Here is a 14,887-nt window from a genome sequence, read left to right as displayed (position 1 = left end):
TAAAATTAAACTCTAAATGGTTCAAAACAATTCAAAAGAAAATCCATCACTACTCTTACCACAGGACTACTCCTTAGATCTTCATGGATGACCAACCAAATTTCAGCGCTCATCGGGTCATTATCTGGTAATTTTATCAAATTGCCTTGTTGGCCTAAAAAGTCAGGTAGAACGGCTAAACCTACTCCGCCGCATGCAGCTCTCCATTGCAACTCAGGATGATTAGTAACCATGAGCGGGTCTTTATTATTCAATTTTTCTTTTAATTTTTGTTGTTTCTGTCCATGTACACCACCGACCTCCACACTAATCCACTCATAATTTTCTTGATTCGTTGAAGCCAAATAACTTGGAGTAGCATATATTCCAAAAGGGATTTCTCCGACTTTACGAGCAACTAAATATTCATCTTTAGGTCGCCCAAATCTTACGGCAATGTCAGCCTCTCTATGCTGCAAAGATACATAATGAACATCTCCAAGTACACGCAGTTTTAATTGTGGATAATGACGATAAAACTTTCCGAGATGAGGCATGATTAGATGAGCAGCAGTTAACGGAGGCATACTAATAGAAACAGTCCCCGTAACCTCCTGCTGTCCAGCCAGAGCAAGTCGCTCAATAGAAAATGTCTCTTCCATCATACGTGCCACTACTTGGGCAAGCTGCTCGCCTTCAGATGTTAAAACGTAAGTGCGGGGTCTACGATCAACTAATTTTAATTTTAAGCTCTGTTCTAACTGAGCAATTCTTCTTGCAACAGTGGCATGGTCAACCCTTAACTTTCTTGCCGCAGCTGAAAGTGATTTTTCTTCAGAAAAAACTGAAAAATAATGTAAATTTTCCCAATCTATCATTGTGCAAATTTTCACATTAGAGATGAATTAATATGGAATTGTACACCTTTAAGTGATTACTCAGAATAGAGACATTCTTTTTCGGAGCCCTATCATGAATAAAACGGTGGTTTATGCCTACACAGGTGTTGTAATAACGATGCTTTTTTGGGGCTCAGCATTTAATGCGATGTCTTATATTATCCAATCGATGCCTCCTCTTTCGGCAGCAGCTGAGCGTTTTACGCTTGCAAGCCTTGCTCTATTTATTATTTTTGCGGCCATGGGAAAATTACGTTGGGCTACTTTTCAGCAGAATTTATTTATCTATCTTATTATTGGAATTATAGGGATTGCTGGTTTTAATATAGGTTGTTTCTATGGCTTGCAAACAACATCAGCAGTCAATGGTGCCTTAATCATGGCAACCACACCATTGATCACTCTACTGCTAGCAATTTTACTTGATGGAGAAAAATTAACACTTCCTAAATTTATCGGAGTTGTATTTGGTTTAAGTGGTGTGCTTTTCGTTATTAGCCATGGGCATATTTCCACGTTACTTCATTTAAAAATAGCAATTGGTGACTTTTATATCTTACTTGGTGGTATCAGTTTTTGTTTAGCCAATGTGTTATCACGCCGGTATGTAAAAAATGCTACGCCTCTAGAAACTACAACGTTCTCTATGCTGTTCGGTGCTTTGACTCTAATCATACTAAGTCTAATTTTCGAGCACCCATTTAAAGCAGTTGTTATGGCGCCTATTACTGCACACTTAGCTATGGGATACGTCATTATTTGCTCTACTATGATTGCTTATTTATTTTGGTTTAACGGCATTCAAAAACTAGGCGCAGGTAGAGCATCAATCTTTTTTAACTTTGTTCCAGTTTTTAGTATGTTAGTTGCAATGTTAGCTGGTCAAACACTTAATATCTGGCAAATTATAGGTACTGCTTTAGTTATGCTAGGCGTGCTAAGTAGTAGCGGCTTTATTCAAATTAAACGCCGTCCTGCACTTATAACCAAGCCTTGTACTAAATAGTGATCACACAAATTCATCTTAATTATTGCGTTGTAACAAACAATGTATGTTTCTTTAAAACTTAACAAATGGCTGCCATATATAGTTTTAAAAACACAACAAGGAGAAATTAAGATGAATTTGGATTTTACAACAATCGAAAAACAGGCCCAATTGCTCAAAGAAGAGCAAGAGAAATTAGAACAGAAAGATCATGATTTTCAGTTAGCTTTAGACAAGCACCGAGAAGCATTAAAAGACTTATTTAAAGAACTATTTCACGATCGAGAAATTAAAACAGAAAAAGGAGGTCAATTTTGTGTCATATTTGGTGATTTTAAAATTTCTTTATTAATTGAAACAGCCAAATTTGAAAATGGTGTGCCCGTTAAATTAAACTCTGTGAACCCAATTATCGTTAAATTTAAGAAAGATAAACCAGTTGCCAAAGCTCAATTTTCCGATGCGACGCAATATCTAGATAGTGCATTTCAAACACCGCATTATCAGTACTACTATAAGCACGATGATAAAACCCAATTAGTTAAATTTTCGGAGTTACCCGTATTTTTTCAAGCCATTCTTGATGCTGAAGTCTAATTATCTGCCCTCATTAGAGGGCTTTTTTTATAGATTTTATTTACCGCTCACTTTCTCATCTTTATAAAAACACTCACCTCACCAGTCTACTGTTCTCACCACATCTAAATTTATGAGTACAAAAAATTAAAGCAATGATTTACCGAAACCATTGCTTCTTTTTGAAATAGCTTGTATATACATGTTTATATTTGTTTGTACAAAATGGATTCTAATAAAAGAAAAGCTCTTAAAGGATAAGGAGAGTGTTATGGACTCATCAACTGGAACATCGAAAAGTGGGTTTGTTGAAAACCGAAGTATTGACTTTATTCCTGAAAATGAAAGGCATGGCAGTATATTCGCCCAATTTACACTTTGGTTTGGTGCCAATTTACAGATTACAGCTATTGTCACGGGTGCATTAGCTGTCGTATTAGGTGGTGATGTATTTTGGTCAATCATTGGCTTATTTATTGGACAATGCTTTGGTGCTGCTGTCATGGCCTTGCATGCAGCTCAGGGACCCAAACTTGGCCTTCCCCAAATGATTTCCAGTCGGGTTCAATTTGGAGTGTATGGTGCATGTATTCCCATTATTCTGGTTTGCCTGATGTATATTGGCTTTACCGCAACTGGTGAAGTACTCGCTGGTAAAGCAATTGCACACCTTGCACAAGTCAGTAATACAACAGGTATTTTAATCTATGCTTGTTTTATTATTTTATTTGCAACTATTGGCTATCGCTTAATTCACTGGGTAGGAAAAGTCGCAAGTGTCATAGGTTTAATAGCTTTTATTATTATCCTTACTCAAATTTTAGCTCTCTCGAATATTTCAGAATTGCTTGCTGTACGCCATTTTAGCTGGCCATCTTTTTTATTGGCAGTTTCTCTTTCTGCTTCTTGGCAAATTTCATTCGGACCTTATGTAGCAGATTATTCTCGTTATTTACCTACAAAGACCTCTTCAAATCGGGTGTTTTGGGCAGTTGGCCTTGGGTCTTTAGTAGGTTCTCAAATTTCAATGATGCTTGGTGTATTCATTGCTCAAGTCTCGAATGGTGGTTTTGTTGGCAATGAAGTTCAGTACGTTGTAGGCATGAATCCAATCGCTCTTGTGATTACTTTTTTATATTTTAGTATTGCATTTGGAAAGGTCACTTTATCTACACTCAATGCTTATGGCAGTTTTATGTGTATTGCGACCATTTGGAACAGCTTTAAACCAAGTGCTCAAATTTCAAAATTAACGCGACTTACAATTGTTCTTGCAATGGTAATTATCTCAACATTTATTGCAGTTGTAGGTGAACATACTTTTTTAAGCGCATTCAAATCTTTTATTTTATTTCTTCTGACATTTTTCATTCCTTGGAGTGCAATTAATTTAGTTGATTACTATTTTATTTCTAAAGAAGAATGCGATGTAGATGCCTTATATGACCCAAATGGTAAATATGGCCGCTGGAACACGATTGGAATCGCTTGTTATTGTATTGGTATCTTACTTCAGTTGCCCTTTATTGATAGTAAATTCTATAAAGGACAAATTGCCGAAATGTTGGGTGGAGTCGATTTATCCTGGTTAGTGGGATTGTTATCCACTGCAGTTTTATATTATGTACTTGCCAAAAGAGCTCAAATAAAAATTTCAAAAGCTCTTGAACTTGAACGAGTAAAATAATGTGAAGACGAGATATCAAAGTCTAAATAACGCTTTGATATCTCATTAATATTTTTCTACTGTTGAGCAGTAGTTGGTTGTGCAGAGGCAGGCAATCCAAATAACTTATCGAATATCCAATTAAATATGAATGTATAAATTGGAATGATAATAATAAATGCAACATCTAACCAAAATGCAGCAACAAGAGAAATATCCATCCACCATGCAATAAGCGGAATTAAGAACATTACTAAAGTGATTTGAAAACCGATCGCATGCGCGATTCTACGTTTAACAGTGCGTGACTTATTCTCTTGTCGTGCTTCCCATTTTTCGTAAAGAATGTTGTAAATAAAATTCCATGTTACCGCAATTGTCGTAATCATGACTGAGAGCGGTCCCGTGTGCTCTACACTATCTCCGGCCAAAAGAGCTAAACCTACTGATGAAATCACCATTCCAATAATTTCATATGAGGACACATAAACAATACGACGCTTTAAACCTTGCATAACCAATCATCTTTTCTTACTTCTTTTTATTTTAGTTTCAGTTAAAATCACATATAAAGTTAACAGCTTTCAGTTTCACTGATATCAAAATGAATTTTAATAGCGAAAATATAGAGCTTTTCTTAAGTGTACTTGATACTGGATCTTTCTCGGCAGCGGCACGTAAGTTAAATCGAGTACCCTCCGCCGTGAGCATGGCTGTTGCCAATATTGAGGCAGAACTTGGTTACCTTTTGTTTGAACGTACTCACCGTAAAGTCATTCCTACTTCAGCGGCTTTAGCATTAGAGCCCCAAGCACGTATTATTGCTGAGCAGCTTAGGTTATTAAGTACCCATGCCTATGAGCTTTCGCTAGGACTTGAAAGTAAATTAAAAATTGGTGTTGTTTCAGATGCAAATACCAATTTACTTTTTAAAGCGATAAAAAAACTGGCTGATAAATTTCCCTTACTTAATGTAGAGATTATTACAGCCCCCCAAGACGATATTCTAAATTTGCTCTATACAGAAAATATTAACCTTTGTCTGGCAGGTTCTGATCTCAATATAAAAATGCGTGAAAGCTTACAATTAGTGATGAATGAAACTCTAGTTGCTACAATTTCTGTTCATCACCCACTTTTAAAACAAAATGATAAGTTAATCTCTATTGAAGAATTAATTAATGTTCGACAAATTGTAGTTGCAAGTAGTGAATTAAACATACAGGATTCACGTTCAATTGTTGGAGCAATGTACTGGAAAACCAATAGTTTACAGACCGCGATTAATATGGTTGAGGCTGGTTTAGGATGGGGAAATTTTCCTTTATCTTTGGTAAAAGAAAAAATTGAACAAGGACATTTAGTTCAACTAGATTTTAAAAATACAAAAAATCATTTACCTCTATCTATCTATCTCATCTGGCTCCAAGATAAACCATTATCAAAAGCAGCAAGAGAACTTGTTCAAATGATTCGAGCAAATTTATCTCATGCTGCTTATTAAAAACCGCCCTATAGGCGGTTTTTAGTGCTTATTTAGATTTATCAGCTTCAGCTTTATCATTCTTATGCTTATAACAATAGCCAAACATTGCACCTGCGCTGAAGAAAAACATTGCTTTTAACATGATGACACTCCTATGCCTCGTTTAGTGAAAATTAAACTTAGCATTTAGGTGTGTTTCACTTTGACTACTATTTAAATCAATTTTGTTCATAATGAAAATTTACGTGTCAATCTTTTTCAATTTATTAAAAAAAACCAAAAAAACTATTTATTTGATTCTATTAGATTAATTTTTTAAGAGATTTAGACTTGAGTTATCAATTAAAACAAAGCAAAAAGCCTATTCATGGTGAATAGGCTTCTTACTGTATTTCAGGACTAAGCAATAATAATAATTATCAAAAATACTCCACTACTGTATAAATTCCAAGTGTTTTAGTCAAGTATAAAATTCATCAATTACAAATAGTTGTAGGAAGTGTGAAAGAATATTCATTCTGTGTTTTACTGATAAAACTTACTGTAAAGTTATACTGATTTTAGAACCGGTCGTAGTCTTATTTTTTAATTTGCGAACTTCAAAATTTTTATAGATTGATAGTAATAGATTTAATAAATTTATCTCTATATGAACCCAGAATAACTTGTTCTATTCTATTCATTCTATTACGCATATCTTGAAAGTGAACCACATTGTTAGATTCTAATATTTTCTCTTTGTCATCTGCCTTTCTAATAAATAGTGGTTTATCACTTAAGTTATCTTCAAAAAATTTAAATGTTCTCCGTAAATCTTGAAAAGTAAAAGAGATATTACACTGCCCTTCTATTTTTTTTCGGAATTTTGAAATATTAACAATATGGCCAGTTTTAGACTTCACAGATGGAAACACCCATTCTTCATTAATTTTCATTTTACGATTTTTCATTAGATGCCAAAGGAAATCACCCATATAAAGTTTATAGCGCTCATTATTATAAGTATTTATAAAGGAAAGACTTCCTTCATCTAAGTCTAGATCTTCCCAACGTAAGCTTTCACACTCATTTCTAAAAAGTCCTGTTAAAACAAGTGTTAATAAAAAGTCCTTATTTGTTTCATTTTCTTGGCCCCGACCTTCATATTCAATAATTGCGTGTACCCATTTTTCTAAATTTTCTCTATGAATATAGTTACTTCGACTTGAAACTGCTCGCCAACGTTGTTTTGAATTTAAAAAATTAACTGGGTTCATCGCAGATATGATGAGTTCTTTACTTCTGTCTTGATAATACTTAACCGAAAAACGATAAATAGCTCGAAGTACTCGCATAGATAAGTTCGCTTTGGCATAACTAATTTTAGATAATTGAATATACTTATCTTCAACCATCTGTTCAGTAATATCAGTAAGTTTAAGCTCCCTCCAATCCATTAAGTATTTTTCTATGACATCTCTATAATCAACTAGTGTTCTGTCTTTTAGTTTGTGTTGATTGATATATGCTTGAAAAGCTTCATCGAGACTAGGCTGGTTAATTTTCTTATCTAAATTATTTTTTAATATTTTATTATTTTTGCTAATTAAATAATTGTTTTCAGTTAAATCTTTTAACTTCTGCTGTGCAAGTATACGAGCTTCTTCAAGAGTAATTTTTTCGTAATCTCCTAATTTACAACGTATCGATCTACCTTTTACTTTCTTTTCTACAATATAGGTTTTATATGAATTATTTACACGAATAGCAAAACCAATAATCTCACTGTCTCTATAAATTGCTGGAATGAGTTTAAGTTGATCGATAAATGACTTAGTTAGCTTTACTCGTGAAGTGCTCATAAGCTAGAATCCCTAGCGCTTGTGATAATTAACAATATAGCAAAATATTTTTCAGGTCTACTGCACACCTACTTTTGAAAAATACTTGTGTTTAATAAAAAAATTGATTAGTATTGCAGGCACTGAAAAGCCTTGAGATTAAAAGCTTTTCTTATTTATAGGGCCTATAGCTCAGTTGGTTAGAGCAGCGGACTCATAATCCGTTGGTCCACAGTTCAAGTCTGTGTGGGCCCACCAAATACAAACCCCAAAAACTATAAGTTTTTGGGGTTCTTTAATTTTAGACATACAGTCGAATATCACTACATTATTCAAAAATTGTTCGATTAAACTTAAAAAAATCTTTTCCTATTTCCATATTTTTAAACGTTCCTTTTAATATTTTGATTATTATTAATTATTAACTTAATTATTTGATCTATTTTTAGGCTAAATTTTGTTGAGGCATTGATTTCGAGTTTTCCATTTGAACATCCCAAAACTTTTTCCATAAATCACAGTATTCGAGACATAAGTTTTCTAAACGAATATAGTCTTCTTCTGTACAAGCTTGCATCAAAATAAACCAAAGGTCTTCTTCATGGTCATCATCTGCTGCCTCAGCAGTTTTGTCTTCAGAGACGCCATGAACATGGTAATATCCACCACCCTCAACCTCTATACCAACAGCACTTGTTGCTCTACGTAAAGGTGGACTATATAAAATGACTTCTTCTTCAGCTACTGCCAATAAAGCTGAAACAGCTTTATAGTCGTTATAAGAGTTTTCTAAAAACTCTCTCACTTGATGTGCAATGCTGGTCGGTTTATAACTTCGGCGTTCTTCCTCTGTTACGCCAAAATCATTAAGCACATCTTCGAATAATGGATAATGGGCATATTCAGGGTTTCCCTGATAGTAACCATCTCGATCGGCTCCAGGACGGAATCCAAACTCATCAAATATATTCAGGCTTAAAAGAAAACGCGGGAACATCTTTGCACCGGCATGCAATCTCGGCTCTAACTGCTTAGTTTGATACTGAGCCATTAATAAAGCATCTGTAAATGTTTGTACGATTGCATGACGATACTCTAAATGAATACGCTTTAAATTTTCTTTATTAATTTCTCCGTTATTTAAAGTTTCAATTGCAGGATGATGAGATACAGGATGCTGCGCAATCTTCGCTCTTAATTGAGTTAAAAAGTTAAGATTTTTATCCCAAAGTTCAGCTGAAATGCTTTGTTTCATCCCTGCGAGTGCCTTTTTCCTAGGATTATTAAAGTTCTCAAATTTTTTAGGCATAATCCACTCTCGTTAAACTTATTAAAGTTTTTTGGTTTTCCATATTTTATTTTAAAAACAAAGAGTTATACCAAAAATAAAACTCCTTTTATCAAAAATCCATATTAGAATTAAAATCATACGAAATCAAATAGAATATTTAAAAAAAGTTAAAAATAATGTCTATTATTTTTATAATATTAACTTGAATCAAACTATGTTTTTGATTATGATCAAATTGATTAAAAATTTAAAATCTATGTAAAGTAATAATTAGTTTTAACTAAATGGAATAGTAATGTCAAAAAAAGAAGATATTATAAATACTGCTTTGGATCTTTTTAACCAAATTGGTTATAACGCTACAGGCGTAGATAAAATTATTGCTGAATCAAACGTCGCGAAGATGACTTTTTATAAATACTTTCCCTCTAAAGAAAGTTTAATTATGGAGTGTCTGCATCATCGAAATATTAATATACAAAATTCAATTTATGAAAAATTAAGTTTACATCCAGACGCCGGACCTCTTGAGAAAATACATCTCATTTTTAATTGGTACATTGACTGGATCAATAGTGAAAACTTTAACGGTTGCTTATTTAAGAAGGCATTTATTGAAGTATCTAAACAATACACTTCAATTCGTGAACCATTTCAAGAATATACAAATTGGCTTATCAATTTACTTAATAGTTTATTAGTAGAGTTAAATATTAAAGACCCTACTCCACTTACTCATATCATCATCTCGATTATTGATGGGATTATTATTGATGGAACCATTGATAAAGAATTGATTGATCCTGTAAAAAAATGGAGATATATCGAGTATTTAATTAAAACCGAGAATTCATAGTATTTTTAATATATAAAAAATTACTTTAAATTGATTTATTATATATTTTTCTATTACGGATTTAAAATATGATATTAATAAATATAAATTTTATTAAATATTTCAATTTAAAAATTAAAATAAATAAAGTTTAACATGTTGATAATTTTCTACCCTTTTAGACCAACTCATATTAGAATTCCGCAACCTTATTGTCTCCCACGTCTCTATGAAAAAGTTTTTAGGCAATTCTATCTTCAAAGCAGTTGGTTGGACCTATGATGTAGATCCTACAATTCTTGAAAAAAAACAAGTAATTATTGGGTTCGAGCACACTTCTAACCTTGATGCGATCTTATCAATCGCTCTGTTTCAAATCTTAGATTTAAAAATTCATACGCTAATTAAAAAAGAGCTTTTTAAAGGCCCAATGAAGCCCATACTTGAAAATCTAGGCGGTATTCCGGTAGACCGTAAAGCAAGTAAAGATATTGTTTCTCAAATGGTCGAAAAATTTCAAAGTAATGATACCTTCAATCTAGTCATTGCCCCTGAAGCAACTCGTGCAAAAGATGGATCTGAGCGCAAACCTATTCGTACAGGTTTCTGGCATATTGCAAAAGCTGCGAATGTTCCAATTGTACTGATGTATGCAAATGCAAGAACAAAGAAAGGTGGCATTTTAGGTAAAATTTACCCTTCAGATTTGCAAAAAGATCTTGAAACAATTAAAGAACTTTATGCGCAATATGATATTGATGTGAAGATTAACTAATTTGTTCTGTAAGCGCTTTTAAGACTAATTTTTTACTTAAATTTAGGCCTTCTAAGCTTTGCTAATTGGTTAACAAAACATAGGACAACAGTTTTCAAGAAAACCATGCCTATGATAATATTCTGTCACTTTTGCATTTTTTAATTTTTGGAGTTCACTTCCATGGCGGGTCATTCTAAATGGGCCAATATTAAGCATCGTAAAGCTAAACAAGATGCAAGTCGCGGTAAAGTTTTTACTAAATATATTCGTGAAATTGTGACTGCTGCCAGACTTGGTGGTGGAGATGCTGCTAGCAACCCTCGCCTTCGTGCTGTTGTCGAAAAAGCACTTTCAGTCAACATGACACGTGACACCATTAACCGTGCAATCCAACGCGGTGTGGGTGGTGAAGACAATGACGATTTAAAAGAAGTAACTTACGAAGGTTATGGCGTTGGTGGTGTTGCTGTCCTTATTGAAACAATGACAGATAACCTCAACCGTACAGTTCCAGATGTACGTCACTGTTTCAGTAAAACAAATGGTAACTTAGGAACTGCGGGTTCTGTATCTTATCTATTTACTAAACGTGGTGAAATTACTTTTGAAGATGTTTCTTTAGAAGACAAAATCATGGAAGTAGCTTTAGAAGCAGGTGCAGAAGATATTGAAGTTTCAGAAGATGAAATTTTAGTAATTACTTCACCAGAGACTTTTGGTGAAGTTCAAGATGCTCTGGCTGCCGCAGGTTTAAAATCTGATAATGCAGAAGTTGTGATGAGTCCATCAACAAAAGCTGAGATTACAGATATTGACCAAGCAAAACAAATTCTTAAAATGATTGATATGTTTGAAGATCTTGATGATGTACAAAACGTTTATACAAACGTTGAATTCTCGGAAGAAGTTTTAGCTCAATTAGATGCTTAAACCAAACATTGAAATTAAAAACGCACCAATTGGTGCGTTTTTTTATAATTTATTTAATAAGTTATAACAGTTAAATACATTGTACTCTTTGATGACAAAGCTCGAATGTAGAGCGACTACATTGTCAATTTTACCAATGCGTCTTAATAAAATTTCGCTATAGTCATCCATATTGCGCGCCACTAATTCAAGAATGAAGTCAGCACTTTGACCCGTAACTAAAAATGCATTTGTAACTTCAGGAATGGCTTCAATTTCAGAAAGAAATTTATCGAAGGTTTCACTATCATGTTTACTTAAAGAGACTTGTAGCAAAATATGCAAAGTAAACCCTAGTTTGCTAAAGTTAATTTCTCTTTTAAGCTGCCCCATGATATTAGCTTCAATCAAATGCTTAATACGGCGATGGACAGAGCTAACTGAAAGATTGATCCGTTCTGAAAGCTCATTCAAATTCAGGTCTTCATGAGACAAAATTTCCAGAATTTGTTTATCAAAACGGTCAAGCTCCATCCTTCTCTCCAAATAGCATTTTATATAACTTAACAGTATATCCTAAAGCCAAGCCCACTTTAAAAATCAAACCCGATTAAAAGTAGGAATAAGCTTTACTTTAATATCTTGAATCAAGTCTGTGCCTGTTAACTGTGCAGTAGCATGGCATTTATAGCGCATTTGAAATCGCTATAGCGTTATATTTTTTCAATGTTTCACTTAGCACATCAGCAAAAGTATATCTTATTTCAAAAATCTCAAGCTTTATTTAATAAAATCAATAGTTTTAAAATTTTTTAAAAAGTTGGCACTGTTTTTGTTATGCACATACGGGAAAACTTTATCCGATGTGGGGAATGCTTGTGAAAAATATCAAAACTTTAGTTCTAGCAATGACTACTATTAGCCTAACAGGTGTAGTTATGCCAGCCCATGCAGCTACTGACGCAGAAGTAGATGCTTTACGCAAAGAGGTTGGTGAGTTAAAACAACTTGTGCAGCAATTATCAAATCAGCAAAAAACAGCACCAGCAGTAAATACTCCAACAGTTTCACAAACGACAACCGTAGCTAGCTCACCAGCTCCTCAGAGCAAACCAGGTTGGATGCAAATGCCTGATGGACAAACTCAAGTTAAGCTTTATGGAAATGTACGAGTAGATGCCACTTATGACTTTAAAGGTTCAAATGGAAGTATTTCAAATGCAGCCAACTACTCTTTAAACAAAGATGATCCAAGACAGGACTCGCTAAATGTATCTGCAGCCACCACACGTATTGGTTTAGATATCACCCGACCTACGCAATATGGCGATTTAACCGGAAAAATTGAAGCCGACTTTATGGGCGGTAATGGTGACAATGGTAGTGGAACTTTCCGTGTACGCCATGCCTATATGTCTTTAGGTAAATGGTTAGCAGGTCAAACCACTTCACCCTTTGTAAATACGGACACATCCCCAGAAACATTAGACTTTACTGGCGCAGTTGGTACAGGAACAACGCGTACAGTACAAGTTCGTTATACACAGCCTATTGATGCACAACAAAAAATATTATTTGCTTTAGAAGGTGGTGATGTTGAAAAAGTAGGAAATGTGGCGGGTGGAAGCCGCTTCCCTGCTCTAACCACTCGATATGATTTTAAAACTGCTGATAATAAAGGCTTATTACAACTTCATGGACTTGCTCATGAAAACCGAGTAGCACCTAAAGATAGTTCATCTGAAGAAAAATTTGGTTGGGGTGTCGGCATAGGTGGAAAATATGATATTACCCCTCAAGATAGCGTAGTTGCCAACTATTATCATGTTAAAGGTGATGGACGCTATTTGTCTTATAGCAACTCTGCCTATGCATACGACACGGCTGCTCAAGACATCCAATTAGGTGAATTTGATAGCGCAGTGATCGGCTATCAACGTAAATGGAATCCAATATTACGCTCTACTTTCGCAATTGGCGGAGTCCAATATAAAGATGACAACACATACGCAAATAGTAATTTGACTAATACCAGTTATAACAAGGAAATTTATAATGCACTGGTAAACCTAATCTGGAACCCTGTCAAGAATATTGACTTAGGTGCAGAATATACCTATGGCCAGCGCAAAACATTTGCAGATGATAAAGGCGATTACTCACGCATAAATTTATTAGCAAAATATAATTTCTAAAAACTTAGAAATAAAAAAGAGCCTTTATAGGCTCTTTTTTATTGTTGTATTTAATGCATTGCCTGAATTTTCTGCAAGAAAAGTTTAGCACGCTCATGACGAGCTTCTAAATTATCAAAAAATTCATTGGTTGGACAATCTTCAAGAATTTTACCTTCATCCATGAAAATTAAACGGTTAGATACGCGTTTAGCAAAGCCCATTTCATGGGTAACACACATCATGGTCATACCTTCATGAGCAAGTTGCACCATAACTTCAAGCACTTCACCTACCATTTCAGGGTCGAGTGCCGAAGTAGGTTCATCAAACAACATACAGACTGGGTCCATAGATAAACCGCGAGCAATTGCAACACGTTGCTGCTGACCACCAGAGAGTTGTCCTGGAAATTTATCTTTGTGAGCAAGTAACCCAACTCGTTCTAAATACTTAAGCCCCTTTTCACGCGCTTCGGCAACTGAACGTTTTAACACCTTCACTTGAGCAATGGTTAAATTTTCCAAAACAGTCATGTGCGGAAAAAGTTCAAAATGCTGGAACACCATTCCTACACGAGAACGGAATTTCGCCAGATCAGTTTTTGGATCTTTTAATGAAACCCCGTCAACAATAATGTCACCTTGCTGAAATGGTTCTAAAGCATTTACAGTTTTAATGAGCGTTGATTTTCCTGAACCAGATGGCCCACAAACAACAACGACATCACCTTTTTCAATACTCGTCGTGCAATCTGTTAAAACCTGAAAATCACCATACCATTTAGAGATATGTTGGATGTCTATCATTGGCATTTAAAATCTCCAATTAGCGAATGATGGCAATTTTTTTCTGTAAACGTTTGACTAATTGCGATAGCACAAACGAGCTACAGAAATACACCACAGCGACGATTAAGTAGAATGTTGCTTTCGTTTCAGGGCCATATGTATTAGCCAATGTATCTGCACGACCTAAGAAGTCCGGAGCACTAATAACATAAACTAATGACACGTCCTGAAACAGAATAATAGTTTGAGTGAGTAATACTGGGAGCATATTACGGAAGGCCTGCGGTAACACTACATAACGCATAGATTGCCCATAGGTAAACCCTAAAGCGTAGCCTGCATTGACCTGACCTTTTGAAATAGACTGAATACCAGAACGTACAATTTCCGAGAAAAATGCAGCTTCAAAAATAGCAAAGGTTACAACACTCGAAAATAATGGTCCCCAATAAGTATCTGATTGAAACTCAAATATTTTTGGTAACAAAAAATAGAAAATAAAGATGACCTGAATTAATGGAATACCACGAAATAGATCTACATAGAACTTTGCAAAGTTACTTGCAATGGTGCTGTTAGATAAACGCATCATTGCTAATGGAGTTCCAATCAGGATCCCCCCCATCATCGCAAGCACCGTTACCGTAAGCGTGAAGATAAAACCTTCTTTTAATGCAGCAATAACATCAGGGTTATGTAGTAGAGAAAAATCCATA

The 14,887-nt window shown here is 34.6% G+C and carries 15 protein-coding genes and 1 tRNA gene; 9 read left to right on the top strand and 7 right to left on the bottom strand.

Features of this window, described 5'->3' with window-relative positions; genetic code table 11:
* Positions 1-5: 5 nt before the first annotated feature.
* A complete protein-coding gene (locus ABLC00_RS08045; RefSeq protein ID WP_002050142.1) occupies positions 6-857 on the bottom strand; it encodes a LysR family transcriptional regulator in 852 nt (283 codons plus the stop codon).
* Positions 858-951: 94 nt separating this feature from the next.
* Here ABLC00_RS08045 and ABLC00_RS08040 point away from each other — a divergent pair, with 94 nt between their 5' ends.
* The 3 genes from ABLC00_RS08040 to ABLC00_RS08030 all read left to right on the top strand — a co-directional run bounded on the left by ABLC00_RS08040 (position 952) and on the right by ABLC00_RS08030 (position 4,129).
* Positions 952-1,884 carry a DMT family transporter gene (locus tag ABLC00_RS08040; protein WP_002050245.1) on the top strand — a complete coding sequence of 311 codons (933 nt, stop codon included), beginning with the start codon at positions 952-954 and terminating at the stop codon, positions 1,882-1,884.
* A 114-nt stretch (positions 1,885-1,998) separates the two neighbouring features.
* A complete protein-coding gene (locus ABLC00_RS08035; RefSeq protein WP_004887541.1) occupies positions 1,999-2,463 on the top strand; it encodes a hypothetical protein in 465 nt (154 codons plus the stop codon).
* Positions 2,464-2,713: 250 nt separating this feature from the next.
* Entirely contained in the window at positions 2,714-4,129 is a 1,416-nt protein-coding gene (locus ABLC00_RS08030) for a cytosine permease (protein ID WP_004887543.1), read from the top strand.
* Between the two features lie 56 nt (positions 4,130-4,185).
* Here ABLC00_RS08030 and ABLC00_RS08025 read toward each other — a convergent pair whose 3' ends face one another.
* Positions 4,186-4,623 carry a PACE efflux transporter gene (locus tag ABLC00_RS08025; protein ID WP_004887544.1) on the bottom strand — a complete coding sequence of 146 codons (438 nt, stop codon included), beginning with the start codon at positions 4,621-4,623 and terminating at the stop codon, positions 4,186-4,188.
* An 89-nt stretch (positions 4,624-4,712) separates the two neighbouring features.
* Here ABLC00_RS08025 and ABLC00_RS08020 point away from each other — a divergent pair, with 89 nt between their 5' ends.
* Complete coding sequence (locus ABLC00_RS08020) at positions 4,713-5,612, top strand: LysR family transcriptional regulator (RefSeq protein ID WP_004709197.1); 900 nt, start codon at positions 4,713-4,715, stop codon at positions 5,610-5,612.
* Between the two features lie 590 nt (positions 5,613-6,202).
* Here the strand turns inward: ABLC00_RS08020 and ABLC00_RS08015 are convergent.
* Positions 6,203-7,435 (bottom strand): integrase family protein, encoded by a 1,233-nt coding sequence (locus ABLC00_RS08015; protein WP_004887547.1) that lies wholly within the window; start codon positions 7,433-7,435, stop codon positions 6,203-6,205.
* A 160-nt stretch (positions 7,436-7,595) separates the two neighbouring features.
* On the opposite strand from ABLC00_RS08015, the gene ABLC00_RS08010 reads away from it, so the two are divergent.
* Positions 7,596-7,672: transfer RNA gene (locus tag ABLC00_RS08010), tRNA-Ile, on the top strand.
* Positions 7,673-7,859: 187 nt separating this feature from the next.
* Here ABLC00_RS08010 and ABLC00_RS08005 read toward each other — a convergent pair.
* Entirely contained in the window at positions 7,860-8,723 is an 864-nt protein-coding gene (locus ABLC00_RS08005) for a hypothetical protein (protein WP_004887549.1), read from the bottom strand.
* Between the two features lie 277 nt (positions 8,724-9,000).
* Between ABLC00_RS08005 and ABLC00_RS08000 the strand changes: the two genes are divergently transcribed.
* The 3 genes from ABLC00_RS08000 to ABLC00_RS07990 all read left to right on the top strand — a co-directional run bounded on the left by ABLC00_RS08000 (position 9,001) and on the right by ABLC00_RS07990 (position 11,227).
* The gene (locus ABLC00_RS08000) at positions 9,001-9,561 is read left to right on the top strand and encodes a TetR/AcrR family transcriptional regulator (RefSeq protein ID WP_033846339.1); all 561 of its coding nucleotides are present in this window, start codon (positions 9,001-9,003) and stop codon (positions 9,559-9,561) included.
* A gap of 208 nt (positions 9,562-9,769) precedes the next feature.
* The gene (locus ABLC00_RS07995) at positions 9,770-10,315 is read left to right on the top strand and encodes a 1-acyl-sn-glycerol-3-phosphate acyltransferase (protein WP_004887551.1); all 546 of its coding nucleotides are present in this window, start codon (positions 9,770-9,772) and stop codon (positions 10,313-10,315) included.
* A 162-nt stretch (positions 10,316-10,477) separates the two neighbouring features.
* The gene (locus ABLC00_RS07990; RefSeq protein ID WP_002050219.1) at positions 10,478-11,227 is read left to right on the top strand and encodes a YebC/PmpR family DNA-binding transcriptional regulator; all 750 of its coding nucleotides are present in this window, start codon (positions 10,478-10,480) and stop codon (positions 11,225-11,227) included.
* A 42-nt stretch (positions 11,228-11,269) separates the two neighbouring features.
* Here ABLC00_RS07990 and ABLC00_RS07985 read toward each other — a convergent pair whose 3' ends face one another.
* Entirely contained in the window at positions 11,270-11,740 is a 471-nt protein-coding gene (locus ABLC00_RS07985) for an Lrp/AsnC family transcriptional regulator (RefSeq protein ID WP_002050132.1), read from the bottom strand.
* 344 nt (positions 11,741-12,084) lie between these two features.
* Between ABLC00_RS07985 and ABLC00_RS07980 the strand changes: the two genes are divergently transcribed.
* Positions 12,085-13,401, top strand: coding sequence for a DcaP family trimeric outer membrane transporter (locus ABLC00_RS07980; RefSeq protein ID WP_348941253.1), 1,317 nt, complete (start codon positions 12,085-12,087; stop codon positions 13,399-13,401).
* Positions 13,402-13,451: 50 nt separating this feature from the next.
* On the opposite strand, the gene ABLC00_RS07975 is transcribed toward ABLC00_RS07980, so the two are convergent.
* Entirely contained in the window at positions 13,452-14,195 is a 744-nt protein-coding gene (locus tag ABLC00_RS07975; protein WP_002049786.1) for an amino acid ABC transporter ATP-binding protein, read from the bottom strand.
* A 13-nt stretch (positions 14,196-14,208) separates the two neighbouring features.
* Positions 14,209-14,886, bottom strand: coding sequence for an amino acid ABC transporter permease (locus ABLC00_RS07970; RefSeq protein WP_002049960.1), 678 nt, complete (start codon positions 14,884-14,886; stop codon positions 14,209-14,211).
* Position 14,887 lies beyond the last annotated feature (1 nt).

This window comes from Acinetobacter nosocomialis (assembly GCF_041021905.1).
Classification (GTDB): domain Bacteria; phylum Pseudomonadota; class Gammaproteobacteria; order Pseudomonadales; family Moraxellaceae; genus Acinetobacter; species Acinetobacter nosocomialis.
Note: the sequence above shows the minus strand (reverse complement) of the source record. Positions and strands in the feature narration are given on the sequence as shown.